The organism is Streptomyces sp. NPDC090106 (genome assembly GCF_044747265.1).
Classification (GTDB): Bacteria; Actinomycetota; Actinomycetes; order Streptomycetales; family Streptomycetaceae; genus Streptomyces.
Genome location: NZ_JBIVDS010000003.1, coordinates 668,038 through 693,603 on the forward strand (window position 1 = coordinate 668,038; position 25,566 = coordinate 693,603).

The window sequence follows — 25,566 nt, forward strand, 5'->3', positions numbered from 1 at the left end:
CCTGCTCGTGAACCCCACCAGACGCACCGTCCTGCTCGTCGCCGGCGCCGGGACGGCCGCCGCCCTGCTCCCCGCGGGACCGGCCACCGCCGGTCAGGAGTCCGCGGCAGGCCCCGCCGCCGAGGCCGCCGCCCCGGCCCTTCCGCCGTACGCCTCCTACTGGTACCCGGACTCGTTCCCCTCCGGCACACCGGGCGCGGGCATCACCTGGCGCAGTCTCAAGGCGTGGAGCGCCGCCACCGACGCCGACCTGGCCTTCAACACGGCGTCCGTGCCGCTCGCCGAGCGGTTCACCCCGACGCCGGCGAACACGACGGCCCGCGCCGGACAGGCCCGCATCCAGTCGCTGGTCTCCTTCGGCCCCACCGCGAGCAACCCCTCGCAGGGCGCCGCCACCGCCGACTACTACGCGCTCACCCACTGGGCCTACGTCGACGAACTGGTCTTCTGGGGCGGCTCCTCCGGCGAGGGGCTGATCCTCGCGCCGAACGCGCCGATCGTGGACGCCGCCCACCGGCACGGTGTACCCGTCCTCGGCAATGTGTTCCTGCCGCCCGCCGCGTACGGCGGCCAACTGCAGTGGACCCGCGACCTGGTGCAGAAGGACGCGGCGGGACACTACCCGCTGGCGGCCCAACTCGTCGCGGTCGCCGAGGCGTACGGGTTCGACGGCTGGTTCGTCAACGCCGAGACGGGCGGCGGGAACGCGGCGCTCGCCACCGACATGCTCGGCTTCCTCACCGAGCTGAAGGCGCTCAGCGCGCCCAAGGGGCAGCGCGTCACCTGGTACGACTCGATGACCGTCAGCGGCTCGGTGAGCTGGCAGGGCGCCCTCAACAACCAGAACAAGGTCTTCTACCAGGCCGCCGACACGATGTTCATCGACTTCCGCTGGTCGGCGAGCAGTCTCGTCTCCTCGGCGACGGCAGCGGAGCAACTCGACCGCAGCCGCTACGAGTTGTGGGCAGGCGTCGATGTCGAGGCCAACGGCTCGAACCGGTCCGTGAACTGGGACGCCATGGTCCCCAGCGGTTCGGCGCATGTCGTCTCGGTGGGCTTCTACCGGCCCGAATGGACCCGCAACCACCTCCCCGCCACCCGTACACCCGGCGACTTCCACGCCTCCGACGACCGCTTCTGGAGCGGCCGGTCACTCGATCCGGCCCGCCCCGACACCACCGACACCTGGCGGGCACCCGCCGTCTGGGCCGCCGACCGCTCGACCGTCACCGGAATGCCGTTCGCGACCACGTTCAACACCGGGCACGGACTGCGCTGGTACGAGGACGGCGAGGTGACGTCGACGGCGCAGTGGAACCATCTCGGTCTCCAGGACCGATTGCCGTCCCGGCGCTGGGTCACGCGTACGACCGGGCAGCATCCGGCCGTCACGTTCGACTTCGCGGACGCGTGGCGCGGCGGCAGCAGCGTCCTGGTCGACGGCACCCTGACCGCGCCCACCACACTCGACCTCTACGGGACCCGGCTGCCGCTCGGCGCGGACACGGTCGTCGAGCTGACCCACCGGGCCGACTCGGGGGGCGTGAGCGTCGAGTTGGCGGTCGCCACCGCCGAACCGTCCGGCCCCGGGCAGCCGTACGCGTACACCTATTTCCCCGTCACCGTCGCCGACGGCTGGGAGACCTCGACCGTACGGCTGACCGGGCTGCCGGCGGACGGCACGGTGCACGCCCTCGGGGTCCGGCTCACCGGGGCCGCGGACGGCGCTGCCGTGAAGTGGCGGCTCGGGGGACTCGCCGTACGCGATCAGGACGCCCAGGCGCCCGGCGCACCCGTCGACGCGAGCGTCACGGCCGCCTCGGGAGGCGATCTGCGCCTGGCCTGGCGTGCGGCGACCGGCGCCGGCGTACGGCATTACACGCTGCACCGGGTGCTGCCCGACGGCACCCGGCGCTTCCTCGGCGGAACCGCCCAGCGGGCCTTCTTCGTTGGAGGACTGACAGCGGAAGGAGACGAGACGGCGGCGATGTTCGAAATACGGGCCGTTGGGGAGCTTTACACCGCGTCGGCCCCCGCGACCCTGACCCACACCTGGTGACCGCCGACCACCGGTAACAGCGACAACCCGCACAACGGAGTTACGGAGCACCCCACATGCATGACGACCGCGGCCTGGTCGAAGCCCGCCTCAAGCGCGTGCTCGACGAGCGCATACGACCCGCCGTGTACCCCGAGTCCGTACCGCTGGAAGTGGCGGTGTGGAACGCGCCGGGCGAGCCGGTGCCCGTCGAGGAGGGCCTGGCGGCCACGCCGTCCCCGGTGGCGGTCGGCGACAGGTGGGGTGCTCCCTGGGGCACCAGCTGGTTCCGCGTCACGGGGACCGTGCCCGAGGAGTGGGCGGGCAGGACCGTCGAGGCGCTTCTCGACCTCGGCTTCGACGAGAACATGCCCGGCTTCCAGTGCGAGGGCCTCGTCTACCGGCCCGACGGGACCCCCGTGAAGGGCCTCAACCCGCGCAACCAGTGGGTACGGATCGGGGCGCCCGTCGCCGGCGGCGAGGAGGTGCGCCTGCACATCGAGGCCGCCTCCAACCCCGTCATCCTCGACTACCACCCCTTCCTGCCCACACAGCTCGGCGACAAGGAGACGGCCGGCAGCGAACCGCAGTACAGACTGGAGCGGATGGACCTCGCCGTCCTCGACGAGACGGTGTGGCAGCTCGTCATCGACCTGGAGGTCCTCGGTGAGCTGATGGCCGAGCTGCCCGTGGAGTCCGCGCGCCGCTGGGACATCCTGCGCGCGGTGGAGAAGGCCCTCGACGCCGTCGACCTGCAGAACGTGGGCGCCACCGCCGCGGCGGCCCGCGGCCGGCTGGAAGAGGTGCTGGCGGCCCCGGCCGTCCCCTCCGCCCACCGCATCAGCGCGGTCGGCCACGCACACATCGACTCGGCCTGGCTGTGGCCGCTGCGCGAGACCGTCCGCAAGGTCGCCAGGACCACGTCGAACATGACCGCCCTCCTGGAGGACGAGCCCGACTTCGTCTTCGCCATGTCCCAGGCCCAGCAGTGGGCCTGGGTGAAGGAGCACCGGCCCGAGGTGTGGACCCGGGTGAAGAAGGCGGTCGCCGACGGCCGGTTCGTGCCCGCAGGCGGCATGTGGGTCGAGTCCGACACCAACATGCCCGGCTCGGAAGCCATGGCCCGCCAGTTCGTGCACGGCAAGCGGTTCTTCATCGACGAGTTCGGTGTCGACAACGACGAGGCCTGGCTGCCCGACACCTTCGGCTTCGCCGCCGGACTGCCCCAGATCATCAAGGCGGCCGGCTCCAAGTGGCTGCTCACACAGAAGATCTCCTGGTCGCAGACGAACAAGTTCCCGCACCACACCTTCCAGTGGGAGGGCATCGACGGGACACGGATCTTCACCCACTTCCCGCCCGTGGACACCTACAACTGCTCGATGAAGGGCGGCGAGATCGCCCACGCGGCGAACAACTTCAAGGACAAGGGCGTCGCCCGGCACTCCCTCGCCCCGACCGGCTGGGGCGACGGGGGCGGCGGCACGACCCGCGAGATGGTCGCCAAGGCGGCCCGCCTGCGGGATCTCGAAGGCTCGGCGACCGTGGTCTGGGAGGCCCCGGAGAAGTTCTTCGAGAAGGCCGAGGCCGAGTACCCCAACGCCCCGGTGTGGGTCGGCGAGCTGTATCTGGAGCTGCACCGCGCCACCCTCACCAGCCAGGCCAAGACCAAGCAGGGCAACCGCCGCAGCGAGCACCTGCTGCGCGAGGCGGAACTGTGGGCGGCGACCGCGGCGGTCCGCACGGAGTTCACCTACCCGTACGAGGAACTGGACCGGCTCTGGAAGACGGTCCTGCTCCACCAGTTCCACGACATCCTGCCCGGCTCCTCCATCGCCTGGGTGCACCGCGAGGCCCGCAAGACCTACGACGCCGTCGCCGAGGAGCTGAACGGCATCATCGACGCCGCCCAGCGCGCGCTGGCCGGTGAGGGGACGACCGCCCTCGCCTTCAACTCGGCGCCGCACATCCGCGACGGGGTACCGGCGGGCGGAGCGCGCACCCCGGCCATCGCCGGTGAGTGCACCCTCGTGCCGCGCACGGACGGCGGCTTCGTGCTCGACAACGGACGCCTGCGCATCGAGGTCGACGAGCGCGGGCTCGTCGTCTCCGCGTTCGACCTGGCCGCGGACCGCGAGACCCTCGCACCCGGCCAGGCGGCCAACCTGCTCCAGATCCACCCCGACTTCCCCAACATGTGGGACGCCTGGGACGTCGACGAGTTCTACCGGAACACGGTCACCGACCTGGTCGAGGCCGACGAGGTCGTCCCCGGGGACGACGGGGTCTCGGTCCGGATCGTACGGAGCTTCGGCGCGTCGAAGGTCACGCAGGTGCTGTCGCTCGCACCGGGGGAGTGGCGGCTCGACCTCGACACCGAGGTCGACTGGCACGAGACGGAGAAGTTCCTGAAGCTGGCCTTCCCGCTCGACGTGCACGCCGAACGGTACGCGTCCGAGACGCAGTTCGGGCACTTCTTCCGGCCGACGCACACCAACACGTCCTGGGAGGCCGCCAAGTTCGAGGCCTGCAACCATCGGTTCGTCCACCTGGAGGAGCCCGGCTGGGGCGTCGCGGTCGTCAACGACTCGACGTACGGCCACGACGTGACGCGTACGGTCCGCGAGGACGGCGGTACGACCACCACGGTCCGGGTGTCGCTGCTGCGCGCCCCGCGCTTCCCGGACCCCGAGACCGACCAGGGAGTGCATCGCTTCCGGCACGCGCTGGTGCCCGGAGCGGCGATCGGTGACGCGGTGCGGGAGGGCTGGCGGATCAATCTGCCCGAGCGGAAGGTCACCGGAGGGGCCGCGGAGGTCGCGCCCCTGGTGACCGTCGCGCAGGACGCGGTCGTGGTCACGGCGCTGAAGCTGGCGGACGACGGAAGCGGGGACGTCGTCGTCCGCTTCCACGAGTCGAGGGGCGGGCGCAGCCAGGCCACGCTCACGGCGGGCTTCGACGTCGGGTCGGTCACGGTGACGGATCTGCTGGAGCGCCCGCTCCCGGACGCCAAGGCCCCGGATCGGGACGGCAATCGGCTCACCCTGAAACTCCGGCCGTTCGAGCTGGTGACCCTGCGGCTCCATCGCGCCTGAGGTCCCACCGAGCCGCCAGGGTCCCCACGGGCCGGTGGGCGTCCGCGGCGCCCACCGGCCCGCGGACGCGCCACCGCCCCGGCCTTCGGCCGCGCGGACGTCCAAGCGCTCTTACGGATGCGTGTCCGTGATCGCGATGACCTCGTCGAGGCGGTCCAGGGCGGCCTGGAGGTCGTCGATCTTGGCCTGGATACGGGCGCGTTCGGCGCGCAGCATGGCGCGTTGGTCGGTGTCGGTGTGCCCGGCGTCCCAGCACGGAAGGAGCTCCGTGATCCGCTGGCTGGTGAGACCGGCGGCGTACATCTGCTGGAAGAAGCGGACCAGGGAGACGGCGTCCTGCCGGTAGAGGCGCTGGCCGGAGGGGCTGCGTTCGGGGGCGAGCAGTCCCTGCTCCTCGTAGTAGCGGACGGCTCGCACCGAGACGCCGGCACCTCGTGCGACCTCGCCGATCCGGATCAGCCGCTCGGTCGTGGCCTCCGTGGCACTCATCGTGACTCCTCTCGCCGCGGCCCTGCCGAAAGTGCTCGGCTCTCGCACTTGCCTCTGACGTCAACGTCAGGTTTTAGCGTACCGGGCATGGACATCAACAACTCAGTCGCCCTTGTCACCGGAGCCAACCGCGGCCTGGGCCGCGCCTTCGCCCAGCGCCTGCTCGATCGGGGCGCCCGCAAGGTCTACGCGACGGCCCGCCGGCCGGAATCCGTGGACCTGCCCGGTGTCGAGGTACTGCCTCTCGACATCGCCGACCCCGCGTCCGTGAAGGCAGCCGCCAAGGCCGCCCAGGACGTCTCGCTGCTCATCAACAACGCCGGGATCCAGACGGGCACCGACCTGGTGACCGGCTCGCTGGACGCGGTGCGGCGGGAACTGGAGACCAACGTCTTCGGCCACCTCGGCATGATCCGGGAGTTCGCACCGGCCCTGGCCAGGAACGGTGGCGGCGCGATCGTCAACGTCCTCTCCGCCATGTCGTGGTTCGGTGGCGCGGGAGCCAACGCCTACCACCTGACCAAGGCCGCCGCCTGGGCCATGACCAACGGCGTCCGTCTGGAGCTCGCCGACCAGGGCACACTCGTGACGGCGGTGCACCTGGGCCTGGCCGACACCGACATGGCCGCGGGCTGGCCCGTCGACAAGCTCGTACCCGCGGACCTCGCCGACGCGGCGCTCGACGGCGTCGAGGCTGGCTCCGCCGAGGTCCTCGCCGACCAGTGGAGCCGGGACATCAAGTCCCGACTGCCCCTGGCGCCCGAGGAGTTCAACGCCGCGATGGACCGCGCGCTGGCGGCGCTCATGGCCGCCTGAGGAACACCTCGGTCGCACGGAGACAGGCCCCACGGCCTCCCGCCGTACTCCTCCCGGAGGAGTACGGCGGCACCGCGCCTCATGCAGGCGCACCAAGCCGGAATGCGGGCGCTCGCACGATGCCCCGGCACCCCCGCTCCCGTCAGGCTGACGGTCCACCCGAAACCTGACCTGGAGACCCGTTTCCCGTGGCTACCTTGCTCTACCGGCTGGGCCGGACCGCCTTCCGACGGCGTTGGCTCGTCGTGCTGCTGTGGGCGGTGATCCTCGGCGGTGCCGGGGCCGGCGCCGCCACGGCCCCGGCCTCGTCCGACGACGGAACGTCGTTCATGCCCGGCATCGAGGCGCAGAAGGCCTTCGACCTCATCGGGGAGCGCTTCCCCGGCACGGACGCCAACGGTGCCGACGCCCGCATCGTGTTCGTCGCACCCGACGGACAGAAGGTGACGGCCGCCGGCAACCGGGCCGCCATCGACACCCTCGTGAAGGACGCCGCCGACGAGCCGACGGTCGTGAGCGCCGTCAGCCCGTTCACCGCGGGCGCCGTGAGCGAGGACGGCTCCACCGCCTACGCCACCGTGAACTACAAGGTGAAGGCCGACGACCTCACCGACGCCGACAAGGCCGCGCTGGAGAAGGTCATCGAGGAGGCCCGCGCCTCGGGGCTCACGGTCGAGGTCGGCGGCACCGCCCTCGCCGAGCAGCCCGCCGCGGGCGGCAGCGCCGAGGCGATCGGTATCGGCCTCGCCGCGGTGATCCTGCTGATCACCTTCGGTTCCCTCGCCGCCGCGGGGCTCCCGCTCCTCACCGCCGTCATCGGCGTCGGCACCAGCATGGCCGCGATCATGGCCCTGGGCAGCGTCTTCGGACTCTCCCTCACCACGGGCACGCTCGCCTCCATGCTCGGGCTCGCGGTCGGCATCGACTACGCCCTCTTCGTCGTCTCCCGCTACCGGGAGGAGCGGGCGAACGGTCACGCTCCGCACGAGGCGGCCGGCCTCGCCGCGGGCACGGCGGGCTCCGCGGTCGTCTTCGCGGGGCTGACGGTCGTCATCGCGCTGGCCGGACTGACCGTCGTCGGCGTTCCGATGCTCACCAAGATGGGCCTGTGCGCGGCGGGCGCCGTGGTCGTCGCCGTGCTGGTGGCCCTCACCCTCGTCCCGGCGCTGCTCGGCATGTGGCCGAACGCGGTGCTGCCCCGCCGCGCGCGCAAGGCCAGGAAGGCCGGCGGCGCCGCCGACAACGGGGGAACCCGGTGGGCGCGCTTCGTGCTGCGCCGCCCGGTGGCCGTGCTGGTCGCGTGCGTCGCGGGCCTGGGCGTCCTGGCGCTGCCCGCCGCGAGCCTGGAGATGGGCATGCCGGGGGCCGAGTCCAAGCCCGTCACCTCGACGGAACGGCGCGCCTACGACGCCCTCGCGGACGGCTTCGGCGCCGGCTTCAACGGCCCGCTGACCGTCGTCGTCGACGCCAAGGGCGCCGGAGACGCCAAGGCCGCCGTGAAGGAGATCGCCAAGGAGATCGGCGCCACCGACGGGGTCGTGTCCGTCTCGGCTGCCCAGTACAACCCGGCCGCGGACACCGCGCTCTTCTCGGCGGTCCCGTCCACCGGACCCAACGACGAGCACACCAAGGACCTCGTCCGCGCCATCCGCTCGGAACGCTCCGCCCTGGAGCGCGCGACCGGCGCGACCTTCGAGGTCACCGGCAGCACCGCCATGAACATCGACGTCGCCGACGCCCTCCAGTCCGCGCTCGTGCCCTACCTGGGCGTCATCGTCGTACTCGCCCTGCTCCTGCTGCTCGTCGTCTTCCGGTCGGTGCTCGTGCCGGTCAAGGCCGCCTTCGGGTTCCTGCTGTCGGTGCTGGCCGCGCTCGGCTCGGTCGTGGCGGTCTTCCAGTGGGGCTGGGGAGCGGAACTGCTGGGTGTGGAGCAGGCCGGTCCGATCATGAGCCTGATGCCGATCTTCCTGGTGGGCATCGTGTTCGGGCTGGCGATGGACTACGAGGTGTTCCTGGTCTCGCGCATGCGGGAGGCGTACATCCACGGCGACCGTGCGCCCGACGCGGTCGTCTCCGGGTTCCGGCACAGCGCCCGGGTGGTCGTCGCGGCGGCGGTCATCATGATCGCGGTGTTCTCCGGGTTCATCGGTTCCGGGGAGTCGATGATCAAGACGATCGGGTTCGGGCTCGCCGTGGCCGTCCTGTTCGACGCGTTCGTGGTGCGGATGGCGCTCGTGCCCGCCGTGCTGGCGCTGCTGGGCGACAAGGCCTGGTGGCTGCCGAGGTGGCTGGACCGCGTACTGCCCCGCGTCGACGTGGAGGGGGCGGGGCTCACCGCTCCGCCGCCGTCGACGACGGACGACGAGCGGATGCCGCAGCAACCCGTACGGGTCTGACAGGTCTGACGGATCGCGGATCGCACAACCTACAGCCGCGGAAGGCGGGGCGTGGCGCCGGGCAGCACCGGCGCCGCGACCCCGCGTGTGTGAGCATGGCTGTTCCCAGGAGTGTTTCGGAGCGTGATGAGTACCAACTGGCGGCACCGCGCGGCGGCCCATCCGAAGGCCCTGGACCGTGCGGCACTGCTCCTTCTCTTCGCCGTCACCGTCGTCGGAGTGACGGTCACCCGGGTCTGGGCCGTCGACCCGCCGCTGTGGCCCGGTGTCGTCCTGGCCGCGCTGGCCTGCGTCACCCTGATCTGGCGACGGAGCCACCCCCTGCCGGTCCTCGCCGTCATCACGCTGTGCACGGTCGCCCTGGGCGCGCTGGACTACCTCCTGACCCCGCTGCTGATGGGCCCGCTCCTGGTCGCGCAGTACGCCACGAGCCTGAGCACACCCCGGCGCACCGGCTGGAACAGCGCCCTGATCGTCACCGGCTGCGTGGTGGCCGGAGGGCTGGTCTTCCCCTCCTTCCTGGACTCCGTGGTCTTCTCCGTCGTCAACCCCACGGCGTGGATCCTGCTGTGCGCGGCCCTCGGCGGCTACCAGAAAGTGCGCCGCGAGTACGCGCTGGCGCGCGCCGAGCACGCCGACCGGCAGCGGGAGGAGGAGGCACGCCACCGGGTCGTCCAGGAACGGATGCGGATCGCGCGCGAACTCCACGACGTGGTCGCCCACCATCTGACCCTGGCGGACGCCCAGGCCGGCGCCGTCAAACACCTCCTGCGGACCCGGCCCGACCAGGCCCAGGAGATCATCGACAGGCTCCCGGAGACGACGGCCGCGGCGCTGCGCGAACTCAAGGCCACCGTGGGGCTCCTGCGCCAGGACACCGACCCCGCCGACGACCTCGCCCCCGCACCGGGCCTGGACCGGCTCTCCGACCTGGTCGAATCCTGCGCGGCGGCCGGACTCCGCATCACCGTGACCGTCGAGGGACAGCGAGCCCCGCTCGGCCCCGTGCTCGACCTGTCGGCCTACCGGATCCTCCAGGAGGCCCTCACCAACGTCACCAAGCACGGCGCCGGCCGGGGAGCCGAGGTACGGCTCGCCTACACGCCCCGGCTCCTGACCCTGACCGTCACCAACGACACCGCCCCCGAACGCGCCCCCTCGCCACCCGCCCCGGGCGGCGGGTTCGGGCTGGTCAGCATGCGCGAACGCGCCACCTCGGTGGGCGGCACCTTCCACGCGGGCCACCGCCCCGAGGGCGGCTTCGAAGTCGTCTGCGCCCTGCCCCTCGACACCCTGCCCAGCAGTGCCCCCGACAGCCGTCACGAAAGCCCCGCCCCATGACGATCCGTGTCCTGCTCGCCGACGACCAGGCCCTCCTCCGGGCCACCTTCCGCATCCTCATCGACTCGACCGACGATCTGACGGTCGTCGCCGAGGCCGCAGACGGAAGCGAAGCCGTCGAACTCACCGAGACGCACCGGCCCGACGTCGTCCTCATGGACATCCGGATGCCGGACACCGACGGAGTGGCCGCCACCGCCGCGATCTGCGCCCGTCCCGAACTGCTGGACACCCACATCCTCGTGCTCACCACGTTCGAGAACGACGAGAACGTGGCCAGGGCCCTGCGCGCCGGCGCGAGCGGGTTCCTCGGCAAGGGCGTCAGCCCCGACGTCCTCCTGTCGGGCATCCGCACCGTCGCCGCCGGTGAGGCCCTCCTCTCACCCACCGCGACCCGCGCCCTCATCACCCGCTTCCTCGCCGCCCCGGACACCGACGACCCGCTCGCCCTGCCGTCCGCCGTCAAAGCTCTGACCGACCGTGAACGCGAGGTCATGACCCTGGCCGCGCACGGCAGATCCAACGCCCAGATCGCCGAGCACCTCGTCCTGAGCCCGCTCACCGTACGCAGCCACATCCAGCGGGCCATGACCAAACTGGACGTCCGCGACCGCGCGCAGCTCGTGGTCGTCGCCTACCAGAGCGGCCTGGTGAAGCCGCGTCCGCCGGCTGCGGGCAATCACCCCTGAGATCCCCGGCGCGCACCGTCAGGCCGACGCGGAGGGGCGTGGGTCGCCATGGAAGACCTGGGCGGTGTGCCAGGCCCGGTGGTCGGCGGCGACGGGAGGTGTGCCCGGCTGGGGGCCGACGAGGGGTCGACCGGCGAGCGCGGTGACCTGCGCGCGGGCCGAGGCGCTGTGACCGACGAAGCGCTGGGACACCAGGACGCGATGCCCCTCATCGATGCCGAGGACGCCTTTGTCGAAGAGCTTGTGGTGCAGCGAGCACAGACACAGTCCGTTGGCGACGTCGTCCGGGCCGTCGAAGGCCCACCAGCGGACGTGCGCCGCTTCGAGCCCGACCGGGACGGCGCCGATCCTGCCGTCGTATCCGCAGAACGCGCACCGGTACTCGTAGGCCGTCAGTACCGCGTCGCGCATACGACGGTCTCGCCGCCGTGCGGGGGAGAGCCGTTCGCTCCGCGCGTCCTCCAGGTCCACCAGGCCGACGGCGTCGCTCAACTCGCCGTGGAGCGAGGGCGGGAAGTGCTGGTCGAGGAGCGAACGCGCGATGCGGCGCAGCAGCTCCGGTTCGCGGCGCAGGGCGTTCGCGAGGTCCGGCGCGAGGCGTCCGGTGGCCCCCGATTCCCTCAGGTCCCGCAGGCCGGTACCCGGACTGCCCGGGCCGCGCTCAGTGCGCACCTCCCACACCCCGTCGCTCACCAGATGGTGGAAGGGGTACGCGGGCGATGTCCTGTTGGGCGGGCCGTACTCCGTCAGCAGGCGCCGCAGATCGTCCTCCACCGCGCTGTAGCGCAGCTCGCTGTCGGAGTCCTCCTGGAAGCGGCCCAGGGCGTACAGCAGCAGAAGGGGCTTGTGCGGTGCGCGGGTTCCGTTCCTGGACCACTGTCTCAACGTCGCGGTGTGCTCCAGCCAGTCCATCCTTTGATCTTCGCAGGGAGTCCCGGTGTTTGCGCCGGGAGGGAATGTGATGCCTTGTCCGGGGGTGCGGAGTGTCGGAGTGTTCTGCGTCGTTGTGGTGGCGGTCAGGTGGGACGTTTCTGGTTTTCGATGTAGTCCTGGACGAGCTGGATCGGTGTGCCGCCGCAGGATCCTGCGAAGTATGAAGGTGCCCACAGGTGGCCGTGCGTGATCGCCCGGTTCGTCGTGTCTGTGTACTCCTGGCGCAGGTAGCGGGAGCTGACGCCCTTGAGGCTGTTGACCAGTTTGGACAGGGCGACCTTTGGTGGATAGTGCACGAGCAGGTGGACGTGGTCCTCTTCGCCGTTGAACTCCCGAAGCTCTGCCTCGAAGCTCTCGCAGACCTCCCGCATGATCTCTTCGCAGCGGGTCAGTGTCTCGTCGGTGAAGACCCCGCTCCTGTATTTCGTGACGAAGACCAGGTGTGCGTGGAGGCTGGAGATGACATGTCGTCCCCTTCTCAGATCCGGGTCTGGTTCCCAGCGTGGTGACATAGACCAAATTTAGTATGCTCAAGCAGGCTCGGCTGGAAGGGGGTGGTCCGGATGATCCGTGCGTACAAGTTCCTCATGCGGCCCACCGTGGGGCAGGCTGCTGCGTTGACCGCGATGCTGGCCGATCACTGCTCCCTCTACAACGCCGCCTTGCAAGAACGCCGTGACGCCTACCGGCACGGCTCGAAGACGAGCATCAAGTACGGCGGCCAGTCCGGGCAGCTCAGGGAGATCCGGGCGTTCGACCCGGAGCGTCAGGGCCGCTGGTCGTTCTCCAGTCAGCAGGCCACGCTTCGTCGTCTCGACAAGGCGTTCGCCGCGTTCTTCCGCCGGGTCAGGTCCGGGGACACTCCCGGCTACCCGCGTTTTAGGGGTGTGAGCTGGTTCGACACGGTGGAGTTCCCCAAGGACGGGGACGGCTGCCGCTGGGACTCCACCCCGCACGATCCGGTCACCCGCGTCCGCTTCCAGGGCGTTGGGCACGTCAAGGTCAACCAGCACCGCGCCGTGGTGGGCAGGATCAAAACCGTGTCGGTCAAGCGCGAGGGCCGTAAGTGGTTCGTCGTGTTGACCGCCGAGCAGCCTCGGCCCGAGCCATTGCCCGCGACCGGCTCAGCAGTCGGCATCGATCTCGGTATTGCCTCGTTCCTTACCGACTCCAACGGTGTACACGTCGCCAACCCGCGCCACGCACGCAAGGTCGCGGCGAAACTCGAAGCCGCGCAGCAAACAGTGAGCCGTTTCCCGCGCCGCAAGGCCAAAGACCGCACCCACAACCACCAGCGCGCCGTGGACAAGGTCGCCCAGCTCCACGGAAAAGTACGCCGCCAGCGGCTCGACCACGCGCACAAGACCGCCCTCGGCCTGGTCCGTGAGCACGATTTCATCGCGCACGAAGACCTCAAGGTCCGCAACATGATCCAGGCCCCCGCACCGAAGTCCGACCCCGACCAGCCGGGCGCGTTCCTGCCCAACGGGGCCGCCGCGAAGGCCGGGCTGAACCGTTCGATCGCCGACGCCGGGTGGGGGGTGTTCCTCGCGATCCTGAACGCAAAGGCTGAAAGCGCCGGGCGGGAAGTGATGGCCGTGGACCCCCGCAACACCTCCCGGCGGTGTCCCGAATGCGGGTACACCGCCAAGGAGAACCGGCCCACGCAGGAGAAGTTCCACTGCCAACAGTGCGGCCACACCGCACACGCCGACACAGTGGGCGCCCTGAACGTCCTACGGGCCGGGCTGGTCCGTCGCCACGCCGACACGGCATAGCGAGAAGCCCTCTCGCTCACGAGGGGGAGGAGTCACGGCCGTTGATCGTAGTCACGGTCGGCGGAGGCGCGTCAGGCGGCGCCCGCCCGTCGCTCGGTGATCCACCGGGCGACGAGGACACCGCAGGCCGCGGTGAGCAAGGCGCGATGACGGTGGCGTTCGGGCCGAGTGCGGTGGCCAGGATGTGTCCGATACCTCGGGCGCATTCCGCTGTGAACCCAGAATGCGTGATCGACTGCGCTTTGTGCTCATGGTGGTGTGGTCGGTGTTCCCTGCTCCCTGCCCTGTGCCATGGGCCGGGGCGGCACTGGCCGCGCAGACTGGCCTTGTCGCTCACTGCACGTCAGCACACTCGACGAGTGTCCGGCCCTCGGCGACTGGTCCTTCCCCATCACTCACGCCACGCTGACCAGCGCGGGGGCCGTCGCCCCCTGGTTCGTCTCGGCCCGTCTCGGTGGGATCGGCGCCATGGCGATGGCTGCATTCCGGGTGTGGGTGGGTGCCCACTACCCCCACGACGCCGTCGCCGGTGTCGCCGTAGGCGCATGTGTCGCCGTGCCTTTGGCTCTGCTGCTGTCCCCGTACAGTGAGGCAGTTGCCTGACACCTCGGTCGCGGACGTGCCGTACGGTTGTCGCCGCATGAAGCCCGCCACCGTCCTCCGCCGTCGCGGGCCGTTCGGCTCGGCAATGGGTGACTGCCATCCTGCTTGGTACGGCCTGCCTTGAGGGCTGGGGCTGGCCCGCCCGTACCGGGGCGGTGGCTGACCTGCGGCTGTTCAGGGGCGCACGCCGTCCAGCAGGACTCGGACCAGTCCCGCGGCCCGCTGCGGCGCGGCGTGCCCGCGGCCGGTGAGTAGAAGGTAGAGAAGGGATCCGAAGAGCGCGTCCACCGCCGCGTCGATGTCCGTGTCCGCGCGGAACTCCCCGCTGGTCACCGCCGTGCGCATCAGATCGGCGACGCCATTGTGCTGGTCGCGCGTGTGGTGCAGGGCCGGTTCGTGTGTGTGACGATGACGCAGGGCCACCGCACCTTGAGGAGCGTCGAGGAGTGCCTGACCAAGGCGGGCCTGTGAACAGAGGCCAGGGGCCGGCTCCGGCAGCCCGGTGGCGCACTCTCGGGCGGCCGTCAGCACCGGCACACCGTCGACCTGTCGGAGGAGGATGAGGAGGTCTCCGTCGTCCGGTACCACCCTGGCCGAGATGCTCGGCCGTGGCACTCCCTCACCTCTCGCAGTGTCGTTGCCCGCCGGCTGCCGCAACGCCCCTTATCCACTGGCCAGTTAGGAGCCTCTGGCCCCGGCTGCACCGAAGCCCGCGTCGAGACGTGGTCGGCACCCCACCACCGCAACCCCTTCGCCGACGGGCATCCCGCCGTCCCCCGGCCGGGCATGGCCTACGCCGCTCTGACCAGTGGCTTCCGTGAAGCCAAGAGGCCGCTGCGCGAGTCGCAGGTGGAGATCGGCCGGCCGACGAGAGCGCCACCGGGCTGCCGCCCGAAAGACGGGCCTCACGAGACGCCCGACAGCTGCCGCCCTCCTCCCGGTTCGGGCGGAGCGACCGGCCCGGAGGAGCGGCAGTCCGGTGCTCACGATGGGGGAGGGGCCCAGGACCAGCGGAGGGCTGGGACCGCAACTATCCGTCCCCGGCTGAAACTTCGAGGTTACGGACCGTTGACGCTCGGCTGGTAAGGGCCTTAAGTTCTCCGACGAACCGGTTCGACACCGGTCGTGAACCATAGTCCTTCCCCAAGAAGCCTTGCCCGTCCTGAGAGTTCGAGATTTCGTCGAACCGGTTCGACTTGGAGAGCCTCGGTGAACATCGGAGAGATTGCGCGCGCGGCGGGTGTGTCCCGCAGTACGGTCTCCTACGCTCTCAGCGGCAAGCGGTCGATCTCGGAGGAGACCCGGCGCCGCATCGAGGCGGTCATCGAGGACCTGGGCTACCGCCCCAACGCGAGCGCGCGGGCGCTGGCCAACGGGCGCACCGACACCCTGGCCCTGGTGTTCCCGCCCAGCCGGAACGGACATCACTACACCGACATGCAGTTGGGCTTCCTCGGAAGTGTCGTGGAGGCGGCCGCGCGCGAGGAGTACGACGTCCTGGTGTCGGCGGCCGGCGGCAACGGAACGGACGCGCTGGTGCGCCTCGCCGAGGAGAGGCGGGTCGACGGCGTGCTGCTGATGGAGAGCCGTCTGGACGACCCCCGGGTGGCGGTCCTGCGGGAACGGGACTTCCCCTTCGTCACGATCGGCCGGACCGCCAAGGCCTCCGGCCACGACTGGGTCGACCTCGACCACGGTGCCCTCGCCGCCGCCTGTGTGCATCACCTCGCCGACCTCGGACACGAGCATCTGGCCCTGGTCAACCGGCCCCAGTCGCTCATCGACAGCGGCTACACCAACGCCCATCGAGGCGCGGAGGGGTTCGAGGCGGCCGTACGGGAACGCGGCCTGACCGGTCGCGCCTACGCGTGTGACGACGACATCGCCTCAGGCATCGCCTGCACCGAACGGATCCTGTCCGACGACCCCGCCGTCACCGGCGTCGTCACGCTCAACGAAGCCTCGCTGCAAGGCGTCTACCGCGCCCTCGGGTCGGCCGGCCGGCGGATTCCCGACGAGGTCTCGGTGACGGGGATCGCCGCGGCGCGCTGGGCGGAGGGGGTGGTGCCGCCGCTCACAGCGGCCGACGTCCCCGCCTCCGAGATGGGGCAGCACGCGGTGTCGCTGCTGCTGCGCCGCATCACCGACCCGAGGGCCTCCGCCACGAGCGTGCTCCTCACCCCCGCCCTGGTCGAGCGGGGCAGCACCGCCGAACGCGCCGGTTGAACCGCTCCGCCGGTCCGGGTCCCACAGTCCGGAGTCGAACCGGTTCGACACGTCTCCCCGCTGTCGAACCGGTTCGACTCTCATCACCGAAATCCCATGACAAAGAGGTCAAGCAATGAGGAACACCCACCGAGGGCTCCGCACCCTGTCCGGACTGGCCGCGACAGGACTGGCCCTCACCCTCGCGGGCTGCGGCGGTTCGGACAGCGGCGGCACGGCCGGCTCCGCGTCCGGGACGTACACCTTCTGGGACCCCTACCCGCAGTTCGACGCGGCATCGCCCTGGGCGGACGTCGTCACCCAGTGCGGCAAGCAGGCCGGAGTGAAGGTCGAGCGGACGGCCATGGACACCTCCGACGTGGCCAACAAGGCCCTCCTCGCGGCCCAGCAGGGCCAGTCGCCGGACCTGATCGTGCTCGACAACCCGGTCGTGTCCACCCTCGCCGAAGGCGGCGTGCTGGCCGACACCGCCACCACCGGCCTCGACACCACGGGCATGCAGGACAACCTCGTCGCGGCCGGAACGGTCAAGGACAAGGACTACGGCGTCCCGGTCGGCGCCAACACGCTCGCCCTCTACTACAACGCGGACGTCGTCAAGAAGGCCGGTGTAGACCCCGCCGACATCACCGACTGGGACACCCTCACCGCCGCCCTGTCCAAGGTCGAGAAGTCCGGCAAGAAGGGCATCACCTTCTCCGGCATCAAGACCGAGGAAGGAACCTTCCAGTTCCTGCCGTGGTTCTGGGGAGCAGGAGGCGACCTGAACAAGCTCGACTCCCCGCAGGCCGTCGACGCGCTGACGCTGTGGAAGACATGGCTCGACGCGGGCTACGCCCCCAACTCGGTCATCAACAACACCCAGACCACCTCCTGGCAGGAGTTCGCCTCCGGCGACTTCGCGTTCGCCGAGAACGGCACCTGGCAGCTGGCCAACGCCGAGAAGACCGGCTTCGACGTCGGTGTCGTCACCATCCCGGGCAAGAACGGCGGCAACGCGCCCGCGCCCACCGGCGGCGAACTGCTCACCGTGCCCGTCCAGAAGGACGCCGCCCGCTACACGGTGTCCGCGAAGATCGCCGACTGCCTCACCGCGAACGACAATCTGCTCAAGACCGACACCACCCTCTCCTACGTGGCCCCGGTGACGGCGGTCCAGACCCGACAGGTCGCCCAGGACGAGGCGTTGAAGCCCTGGGTGGAGGCGGTCGCCGCCGCCAGGGGCCGGACGAGCGACGGCCTCGGCACCGACTACCCGGTGATCTCCGAGCAGTTGTGGACGGCCGTCCAGGCCGCCCTGTCCGGCGCGCAGTCACCCAAGGACGCCCTGGACATGGCCCAGGAAGCGGCAGCCGCCAAGACGGGCAACTGACCACTGCGACCGCCGATCCCCTTGCCGTACCGCTGCCCGACCGCGGCACCGCAAGGGGCGGCTAGGAGAACCGATGCCCCTCGCCCAGACAGCCATCCCGTCCCGGCCCGACCGGCGACCGCGACCCTCCGGCGCGACCGCTGCCCGCACGGCCCCCGCGGCCGACCCCCGCGGCGCACGGCGACGGACCCGCCTCACCGCGTCGGCCTTCCTCGCGCCGCTGCTCGTGTACCTGGCGCTCTTCTACCTCTATCCGCTGTACCGGAACATCGAGCTCAGTCTCAAGGACTACACCGTCGCCTCCTTCGTGCAAGGCGATGCCCCCTTCGCCGGCTGGGCCAACTACCGGGCCGTCCTCGACGACCCCACCTTCGCCCCCGCCCTGCGCAACACCCTGATCTTCACCGTCGGTTCGATCGTGGTGCAGTACCTGTGCGGCCTCGGACTGGCCCTCTTCTTCAACCGCGGATTCAGACTGTCCGCGACACTGCGCGCCCTGTTCCTGGTGCCGTGGCTGCTTCCGCTGATCGTCTCCTCGTCCACCTGGGCGTGGATGCTCAACAGCGACTCCGGGATCGTCAACCACTTCCTGGCGGCGGCCGGCCTGCCCCGGCTGGACTGGCTGACCTCCCCGCACTGGTCCCTCGTCGCCGTGATGATCGCCAACATCTGGATCGGCATCCCGTTCAACCTCGTGGTCCTCCACAGCGGCCTGCAGAACATCCCCGCCGAGGTGTACGAGGCCGCCGCCCTCGACGGAGCGGGCCCCTGGCAGACCTTCCGCCGCATCACCTTCCCCATGCTGCGCCAGGTCTCCGCCATCACCGTGCTCCTCGGGTTCGTCTACACCCTCAAGGTCTTCGACCTCATCTGGATCATGACCAAGGGCGGGCCCGGCACCTCGTCCACGACCCTGTCGACCTGGTCGTATCAGCTCGGATTCGGCTCCATGCTCCCGCACTTCGGCCCGGGCGCCGCCGTCGGAAACCTGCTCATCCTCATCGCGCTCGCCTTCGGCCTGCTGCACATCCACATCCAACGGAGGCAGACGGCATGAACCGCACCACCCCACGCCGCTCCCGGAGCCGCCTGCACACCGGCGTCGGCGTCGTCCTGACCGCCGTGATGCTCTTCCCGGTCTACTGGATGGTCAACGTCTCGCTCACCCCGCAGAACGCCATGCGCAAGGACGATCCGAGCCTCGTCCCCCTGCACCTGACCTTCGAGGGCTACAGCGCGGTACTCCACGACCAACTGCCCTACCTGGGAACGAGCTTCCTGATCGGCATCGGCACGGTCCTGCTGACCGTCGCCGTCTCCGCCCCCGCCGCCTTCGCCCTGTCCAAACTCGCTCCCCGCGGCGGCGGCACCCTCTCCTTCGTCCTGGTCGTCGCCCAGATGATCCCCGGCATCGTCATGGCCATGGGCTTCTACGCCGTCTACCTCAAAGTCGGTCTGCTGAACGCCTGGTGGGGCCTGATCATCGCGGACTCGACCCTGTCCGTCCCCTTCGGCGTCATGATCTTCACCGCGTTCATGCGGGGCATCCCCGACGAACTCATCGACGCCGCGAAGGTCGACGGCGCCCACATCGGGCGGGTCTTCGGCGCCATCGTCCTGCCGCTGAGCCGCAACTCCGTCGTCACCGTCTCCCTGTTCAGCTTCCTGTGGTCCTGGTCCGACTTCGTCTTCGCCAGCACCCTCGCCGGCGGGAGCAGCCTCCAGCCGATCACGCTCGGCATCTACCGCTACATCGGCAACAACAACCAGGAATGGAACGCGATCATGGCCACCGCCGTCGTCGCCTCCGTCCCGGCCACGGTGCTCCTCGTCCTCGCCCAGCGCTATGTCGCCGCGGGAGTGACGGCAGGAGCCGTGAAGTAGCCCGCCCGCGCCCCGCGTACACCGCCCTGCCCGACGACCCGGGCACGCCGTCCCCTCCCGGACCATCGCCGAAAGAGACCCCCATGCCCCACGGGCCCAGCTTCGCCCTGTCCGACATCCCCTTCAGCACCCAGGGATCCTGGCTGTCCCTGTCACCCGTGGTGGCCCAGCACCGCACCGGCGACACCGTCCACCTCATCTCCCACGTCGGCGGGATGCACCCGGTGCTCGCCCTGCGGCCCTTCACCGGCGACACCCCCGCCGAGGTGAGGCTCCACGCGACGTTCGGCACGCTGGCCATGGAACACACCGAGGGCAGCGTGGAAGCGGTCTTCCAGCAGGCCGACGTCCTGCGCCTGCGCGGCCACGGCCTGAGCCTGCGCATCGGCGCCGCCGAACCCGAACTGACCCCCTTCACCGGCACCTACCTGATATCCGACCCCCTCGACGGCTCCCACGTCTTCACGTCGTACGAGACCGGCCGCCGCTACCGCGTCACCGTCCTCTCCGGACGCGCCGACGTCGTGGGAGCGGAGGCCCTCGGCCGCGCCGACCGGCACCTCACCCTGACGCCCACCGACCCCGGGACGACGTGGGAGGTGGCCCTGGAGGAACTGCACGCCGCCCGCCCGCCCTACCGTCCGCCCACGAACTGGACGGACACGGCCGCCAAGGCGCGCGCCGACTTCACCGCCTACGCCGACCGCCACCTGCCCTGGGCGACCCCGGGGACCCCCGCGGCCGAGCTCGCCGGATACGTCCTGTGGTCCGCGACCGTGGATCCGGCCGGCTATCTGACCCGCCCGGCCGTGCTGATGTCGAAACACTGGATGAACAAGCTCTGGAGCTGGGACCACTGCTTCAACGCACTGGCTCTCGCCGAGGGCGACCCCCGCCTCGCCCTCGACCAGTTCCTCATCCCCTTCGACCACCAGGACGACAGCGGGGCGCTCCCCGACTCCGTCACCCACTCCGAGATCCTCTACAACTACGTCAAGCCGCCCATCCACGGCTGGGCGCTGAGCAAGCTGCGCCCCCACATCGACCTCACCGCCGAGGAGCTCACCAACCTCTACGACCGGCTCACCCGCTGGACCGACTTCTGGCTCACGACCCGCCGAGCCCCCGGCGCCACGCTCCCGCACTACCACCACGGCAACGACAGCGGCTGGGACAACGCCACCACGTTCCTCACCCGCCGCGTCCGGGTCAGCGCCGACCTCTCCGCGTTCCTCGTGCTGCAACTCGACGAACTCAGCGCACTGGCCGCCCTCCTGGACCGTCCCGAGGAATCGGAACGGCACGCCAAGGACGCCGCCGAGATCCTCGACGCCCTGCTCACCGGCCTGTGGGACGGCGAACGGTTCCGCAGCCGTCCGGCCGGCGACGAGGAGGCCGCCGCGCCCAGCGACAGCCTGCTGGACCTCATGCCGATCGTCCTGGGCGAGCGGCTCCCGCAGGAGATCGCCGACCGCCTCGCCGATCGCATCAGCACCCATCTGACGCCGCACGGCCTCGCCACCGAGCATCCCGACTCCCCGTACTACGAGGCCGACGGCTACTGGCGCGGTCCCATCTGGGCCCCCAGCACGGTCCTGATCGAGGACGGGCTGCGCCGCGCCGGCCACCGGGAACTCGCCGACGAGGTCAGCGCCCGCTTCCGGCTGCTGTGCGAGACCCACGGCTTCGCCGAGAACTTCGACGCCCTCACCGGCCAGGGACAGCGCGACCGCGCCTACACCTGGACCGCGAGCGGCTACCTCCTCCTGGCCCGCGCGCACCTGCGCCGCGGCACCGCGCACCCCGCCCGCTGACGGGGCCCCGACGACGGTGTCCGCCCCACACGTCCACGGACGGCGGACACCGTCACGCACCACTGGCACAGCACGGCAGCATCCGACTCCACAGAAAAGGTGAGCCGCCTTGCGCAAGAGAACGGCACCACGGACGAACCCACCCCGCACGATCGCCGCCGCCACCGCCATCGCGGCACTCCTGGCCCTGCCGGCCGCCGCTCCCGCTCCCGCCGCCGCGGCCGACCCCGACGACAGCCTCGTCCTCCACTACGACTTCGAGGAACCCACCGTCTCCGGCAGCACCGTCGAGGACCTCTCGGACCGCCACCTCGACGGCACCCTCGTCCACCCCGATCAGGCCGCCTTCACCCGGGGCCGCACCGACGGCGACCGGGCCCTCAGCCTGCCCGGCGGACCCGCCGCCTCCGGCACCGCTCCCTATGTCACCATCCCCAACGGGCTGTTCAAGGACGCCTCGGCGATGACCGTCTCCACCTGGGCGACATGGGACGGCGGCGCCGACTTCCAGTGGCTGTACAACCTCGGCAAGGACGCCTCCAGGGCCACCTTCTTCACCCCGTCCTTCGCCGACGACCACAAGCTCCGCGCGTCGGTCAAACCCACCACGGGCAACGCCGAGACAGGTGTCTCCGGCAGCGCCGCCCTGCCCACCGGTCAATGGGTCAACATCACCACCGTCCTCGACGGCCGGACCATCACCACCTATCTCAACGGCGTCGGCATCGGCAGCAAGGCGGCCCCCATCGACCTCGCCGCCACGATGCACGCGGACGGCAACGACACCTCCGGCTTCCTCGGCAAGGCGTTCTGGGGCGGCCACCCCTTCTACGCGGGCCGCATCGACGACTTCCGGGTGTACGACACCGCCCTCGGCCGGGACGCCGTCCGGGCCCTCGTCGGCGACGGAGTGCCTGCCCTCACCCGGCTCGACAGGACGTCCTTCGCCCTCGACACCGTCGCCGGCCAGATACCGCAACTCCCCGCCACCATCGACGGATCCTTCTCCGACGGCATCACCCGCCCGCTGCCGGTCACCTGGGACGAGCCCGACCTCGGCGTCTGGGAGAAGGCCGGCACGGTCACCGTGACCGGACACGTCGAGGACGCGGACAACGCACCGGTGACGGCCACGGTCACGGTGGCCAGGGCCGAGATCCACGTGGACCTCGGCGCCGCCACCGGCGCCTTCATGGGCGGAGCGTCCGGCACCCTGTACGGCGTCTACGGCCCGCAGGTCCCCTCCAGCAACCTCGTCGACGGGGTCAACCTGCGTACCGTTGCCACCAAGGCGCAGGACGGTCCCCAGCATCCCGGCGCCGACGCGATGGACGTCACCCGGGCTGTCGCCGACTCCTCCGGCGGCGACACCTACGTCTACATGACCGACATCTACCGCGGCTTCCCGTACCAGGTGCCCGGTGAGACCGGCGACGAGAAGCTCGCCGACTTCAAGAGCAGGATCATCACGCAGGTCGAGCAGGCGGCGAGTCTCGACAGCGAGTATCACGGGCATGTCGTCTTCGTCCCGTTCAACGAGCCCGAAGGGAACATGTTCGGCAGCGCGGACAACGCCGAAAGCTTCTACAAGGTCAACTGGCTCGACGACCCTGCCCAGTTCTACGCGGCGTGGGACGACATCCACGCCACCATCAAGTCCCTGCTGCCCGAGGCGCGCATCGCGGGCCCCAACTCCGGGGCCCTGTACGACACCGCCTACGAGAAGTTCCTCCGGCACACGGCCGCCGCGAAGACCGTGCCCGACGTCGTCACCTGGCACGAGCTCGACAGCCCCGGAACCATCCGCAGCAACGTCGCCAAGTACCGCGCGACCGAGAGGCGCGCCTTCACCGGCACCGCCTACGACGGCAGGCAACTCCCGGTCAACCTCACCGAGTACGCGAACAACTACCACACCTCCGTGCCCGGCCAGATGATCCAGTGGATCTCCGCGATCGAGGACTCGAAGGTCGACGCCGACCTCGCCTACTGGAACATCGACGGCAACCTGTCCGACTCGACCGTCGAGTCCAACCGGGGCAACGGACAGTGGTGGCTCCTCAACTCCTACGGCCACATGACCGGCGACACCGTACGGGTCACCCCTCCGCGGCCCAACGCCGGTTACACCCTCCAGGGCGTCGCCACGCTCGACAGGCCCAGGAAACAGGCCAAGCTCATCATGGGCGGCCAGGACGGCAGGACCAGCGCCGTCTTCGACAACGTCGACCCCGGCGTCTTCGGCGGCACGGTGCACGCCCTCGTCCGGGAGATCCCCTGGAGCGGCCAACTCGGCGACTCCAGCCAGCCGTCCGTCATCGGCGAGGCCCAACTGCGCGTCCAGGACGGCACGGTCACCCTCGGCTTCGGATCCCGGCTGCCCGCGCTGAAGGAGGAGTCCGCCTACGAGATCATCCTGACGCCCGGCGCCAACGCCTCCACCAGCACCCCGCCGACCACACGGTGGGCAGGCTCCTACGAGGCCGAGAAGGCCGCGCACACCGGCAGCGGATACACCGAACAGGGCCCGGAAGGCTCACCGTCGAACACCTACGGCACCTTCACCTCGGGCGGATACGCCATCGGCGGACTGCGCACGGGATCGGATCTCACGCTCGGCTTCGCCGTCGACGTACCCGAGACCGGCACCTACGACCTGTCCGTCTTCGCCAACTCCCTCAACACCCTGGACGAGGTGAAGAACTCCGGTCCGACCAACGTGTTCCTGAACGTCGACGGCGGGGACGAGCAGGAACTGCGGCTCCCACTGGGCTACAAGTACGTGGTGTGGGGCAGGACCGCCACCACCGTGCACCTCACCAAGGGAAGGCACACCCTGTCACTGGCGGCCGACAGCCTGGACGGCTCCCGTCACACCAAGGGCAACGCCCTGATCGACAAGATCACCCTCTCGCTGCCCGATCCGGCAGCCCACGGCACGGTCCACGAGGCCGAGAACGCCGACCTGGCCGGCAACCCAAGGGCCGACTACAGCCGCAAGCACGTCTCCGGGTCCGGCACCGTCGACCTGCGCAAGGGCCAGAGCGCCACGTTCTGGGTCCACGCGGCCAAGGACGCGCCGGCCACCCTCGCCGTCGACACCCTGGGCCACGGCCGCGGCACCCTGACCGTCAACGGGCAGAAGATCGGTGGGGACCACGGCCGCGGAGGCGGCCAGGAGGTCTTCCTGAACGGCGGCGTCAACAAGATCACCGTCACGGGACGGTCCGGTACGGTCACCCTCGACCGCCTCCGTGTCCTGCCCGCCGCCCAGCGCCTGCGGACCACCGTCTACCAGGCCGAGGACGCCGTCACGGCGGGGGCCGCCGCGGTCGAGGACTTCTCGCTGGCCACCGGGGGCAAGGCCGTCACGGGCATCGGCGGAACCCCGGGCAACGGCAACACGCTCACCTTCGACGGCGTCAGGGTGAACAGGAGCGGCACCTACGCCCTCACCGTCCGCTACGCCAACGGTGAGCAGTCGCCCGCCTCCCACTACAACCCGGACCCGCTCGCCCGGCACGCCGACATCTCGGTCAACGGGCAGAGCCCGCGGCGGACCTGGTTCCCGTGCAGCCTGAGCGCCAACAACTTCTGGGAACTCACCCTCCCCGTCACGCTGAAGAAGGGCGACAACACCATCCGCTTCGCCTCCGAGGAACTCCCCGACTTCGACGGCACGACCTACATCTCGGACCGGTGGCCGGACCTCCTGCTGCGGTCCAGGTACGCCCCCGGGATCGACTCCGTCGCCGTGACCGCCTACGCGACCGACTGAGCCGACCGGCCGCGGAGGGCGCCCGAGAAGCGGCGCCCTCCGCGCGGGTACGACGTGCCCACGGGGACCGCCCTACGCGCCGCGGCCGTCCGGGGCGCCTTCGCGCTCGCCGGTGTCCGCCGTCGAGGCCCTGACCTGGTCCAGTACCAGCGACGTGGCGGCCTGGACGGTGTACGCGTACTGCGCGTCACGGTCGAACCGCGCGAGACGCGCGGCGGCTGCGGTCACATGGGGGAGACCTGAGTCCTCCAGCGTCCTGTGGCGCGCGGCGATGCCGTCCTCGTCCTGCGGGCATCCCGCTGCCGCGAGCACGG

Annotated in this window: 19 protein-coding genes; 14 read left to right on the forward strand and 5 right to left on the reverse strand. The window is 70.6% G+C overall.

Annotated elements, in window-relative coordinates; translation table 11 throughout:
* Nucleotides 1-7 precede the first annotated feature (7 nt).
* Together ACIPSE_RS12895 and ACIPSE_RS12900 are read left to right on the forward strand one after the other, a co-directional pair.
* Entirely contained in the window at nucleotides 8-2,059 is a 2,052-nt protein-coding gene (locus tag ACIPSE_RS12895) for an endo-beta-N-acetylglucosaminidase (RefSeq protein WP_401661324.1), read from the forward strand.
* Nucleotides 2,060-2,115: 56 nt separating this feature from the next.
* Complete coding sequence (locus ACIPSE_RS12900; RefSeq protein WP_401661326.1) at nucleotides 2,116-5,133, forward strand: alpha-mannosidase; 3,018 nt, start codon at nucleotides 2,116-2,118, stop codon at nucleotides 5,131-5,133.
* Between the two features lie 111 nt (nucleotides 5,134-5,244).
* Here ACIPSE_RS12900 and ACIPSE_RS12905 read toward each other — a convergent pair whose 3' ends face one another.
* Complete coding sequence (locus ACIPSE_RS12905; RefSeq protein ID WP_401661329.1) at nucleotides 5,245-5,622, reverse strand: MerR family transcriptional regulator; 378 nt, start codon at nucleotides 5,620-5,622, stop codon at nucleotides 5,245-5,247.
* Between the two features lie 87 nt (nucleotides 5,623-5,709).
* On the opposite strand from ACIPSE_RS12905, the gene ACIPSE_RS12910 reads away from it, so the two are divergent.
* The 4 genes from ACIPSE_RS12910 (at nucleotide 5,710) to ACIPSE_RS12925 (ending at nucleotide 10,864) form a co-directional block, all read left to right on the forward strand.
* Nucleotides 5,710-6,438 (forward strand): SDR family oxidoreductase, encoded by a 729-nt coding sequence (locus ACIPSE_RS12910; protein WP_401661332.1) that lies wholly within the window; start codon nucleotides 5,710-5,712, stop codon nucleotides 6,436-6,438.
* Nucleotides 6,439-6,626: 188 nt separating this feature from the next.
* A complete protein-coding gene (locus ACIPSE_RS12915) occupies nucleotides 6,627-8,834 on the forward strand; it encodes an MMPL family transporter (protein WP_401661335.1) in 2,208 nt (735 codons plus the stop codon).
* Between the two features lie 126 nt (nucleotides 8,835-8,960).
* Nucleotides 8,961-10,175 (forward strand): sensor histidine kinase, encoded by a 1,215-nt coding sequence (locus tag ACIPSE_RS12920; protein WP_401661337.1) that lies wholly within the window; start codon nucleotides 8,961-8,963, stop codon nucleotides 10,173-10,175.
* Nucleotides 10,172-10,864, forward strand: a complete 693-nt coding sequence (locus ACIPSE_RS12925) for a response regulator (protein WP_401661340.1) — start codon at nucleotides 10,172-10,174, stop codon at nucleotides 10,862-10,864. The genes ACIPSE_RS12920 and ACIPSE_RS12925 overlap by 4 nt, the downstream gene beginning before the upstream one ends.
* Before the next feature lie 18 nt (nucleotides 10,865-10,882).
* Here ACIPSE_RS12925 and ACIPSE_RS12930 read toward each other — a convergent pair whose 3' ends face one another.
* Nucleotides 10,883-11,776 (reverse strand): phosphorothioated DNA-binding restriction endonuclease, encoded by an 894-nt coding sequence (locus tag ACIPSE_RS12930; RefSeq protein ID WP_401661342.1) that lies wholly within the window; start codon nucleotides 11,774-11,776, stop codon nucleotides 10,883-10,885.
* 104 nt (nucleotides 11,777-11,880) lie between these two features.
* Nucleotides 11,881-12,309, reverse strand: coding sequence for an IS200/IS605 family transposase (gene tnpA, locus ACIPSE_RS12935; RefSeq protein WP_401661344.1), 429 nt, complete (start codon nucleotides 12,307-12,309; stop codon nucleotides 11,881-11,883).
* A 51-nt stretch (nucleotides 12,310-12,360) separates the two neighbouring features.
* On the opposite strand from tnpA, the gene ACIPSE_RS12940 reads away from it, so the two are divergent.
* On the forward strand, nucleotides 12,361-13,575 hold the full coding sequence (locus ACIPSE_RS12940) for an RNA-guided endonuclease InsQ/TnpB family protein (RefSeq protein ID WP_401661738.1): 1,215 nt from the start codon (nucleotides 12,361-12,363) through the stop codon (nucleotides 13,573-13,575).
* Nucleotides 13,576-13,866: 291 nt separating this feature from the next.
* Nucleotides 13,867-14,178 (forward strand): phosphatase PAP2 family protein, encoded by a 312-nt coding sequence (locus tag ACIPSE_RS12945; protein WP_401661741.1) that lies wholly within the window; start codon nucleotides 13,867-13,869, stop codon nucleotides 14,176-14,178.
* A 174-nt stretch (nucleotides 14,179-14,352) separates the two neighbouring features.
* Here the strand turns inward: ACIPSE_RS12945 and ACIPSE_RS12950 are convergent, their stop codons facing one another.
* Nucleotides 14,353-14,601 (reverse strand): TetR/AcrR family transcriptional regulator C-terminal ligand-binding domain-containing protein, encoded by a 249-nt coding sequence (locus tag ACIPSE_RS12950; RefSeq protein WP_401661346.1) that lies wholly within the window; start codon nucleotides 14,599-14,601, stop codon nucleotides 14,353-14,355.
* 786 nt (nucleotides 14,602-15,387) lie between these two features.
* Between ACIPSE_RS12950 and ACIPSE_RS12955 the strand changes: the two genes are divergently transcribed.
* From ACIPSE_RS12955 to ACIPSE_RS12980, 6 genes are all read left to right on the forward strand, one after another.
* On the forward strand, nucleotides 15,388-16,404 hold the full coding sequence (locus ACIPSE_RS12955; protein ID WP_401661349.1) for a LacI family DNA-binding transcriptional regulator: 1,017 nt from the start codon (nucleotides 15,388-15,390) through the stop codon (nucleotides 16,402-16,404).
* 115 nt (nucleotides 16,405-16,519) lie between these two features.
* The gene (locus ACIPSE_RS12960; RefSeq protein WP_401661351.1) at nucleotides 16,520-17,776 is read left to right on the forward strand and encodes an extracellular solute-binding protein; all 1,257 of its coding nucleotides are present in this window, start codon (nucleotides 16,520-16,522) and stop codon (nucleotides 17,774-17,776) included.
* 73 nt (nucleotides 17,777-17,849) lie between these two features.
* Complete coding sequence (locus ACIPSE_RS12965) at nucleotides 17,850-18,833, forward strand: carbohydrate ABC transporter permease (protein ID WP_401661354.1); 984 nt, start codon at nucleotides 17,850-17,852, stop codon at nucleotides 18,831-18,833.
* The gene (locus tag ACIPSE_RS12970) at nucleotides 18,830-19,660 is read left to right on the forward strand and encodes a carbohydrate ABC transporter permease (protein ID WP_401661357.1); all 831 of its coding nucleotides are present in this window, start codon (nucleotides 18,830-18,832) and stop codon (nucleotides 19,658-19,660) included. The genes ACIPSE_RS12965 and ACIPSE_RS12970 overlap by 4 nt, the downstream gene beginning before the upstream one ends.
* Before the next feature lie 83 nt (nucleotides 19,661-19,743).
* The gene (locus ACIPSE_RS12975; RefSeq protein WP_401661360.1) at nucleotides 19,744-21,474 is read left to right on the forward strand and encodes an amylo-alpha-1,6-glucosidase; all 1,731 of its coding nucleotides are present in this window, start codon (nucleotides 19,744-19,746) and stop codon (nucleotides 21,472-21,474) included.
* Between the two features lie 109 nt (nucleotides 21,475-21,583).
* Entirely contained in the window at nucleotides 21,584-25,252 is a 3,669-nt protein-coding gene (locus tag ACIPSE_RS12980) for a LamG-like jellyroll fold domain-containing protein (protein ID WP_401661362.1), read from the forward strand.
* Nucleotides 25,253-25,324: 72 nt separating this feature from the next.
* Here the strand turns inward: ACIPSE_RS12980 and ACIPSE_RS12985 are convergent, their stop codons facing one another.
* Nucleotides 25,325-25,564, reverse strand: a complete 240-nt coding sequence (locus ACIPSE_RS12985; RefSeq protein ID WP_401661365.1) for a hypothetical protein — start codon at nucleotides 25,562-25,564, stop codon at nucleotides 25,325-25,327.
* Nucleotides 25,565-25,566: the final 2 nt, after the last annotated feature.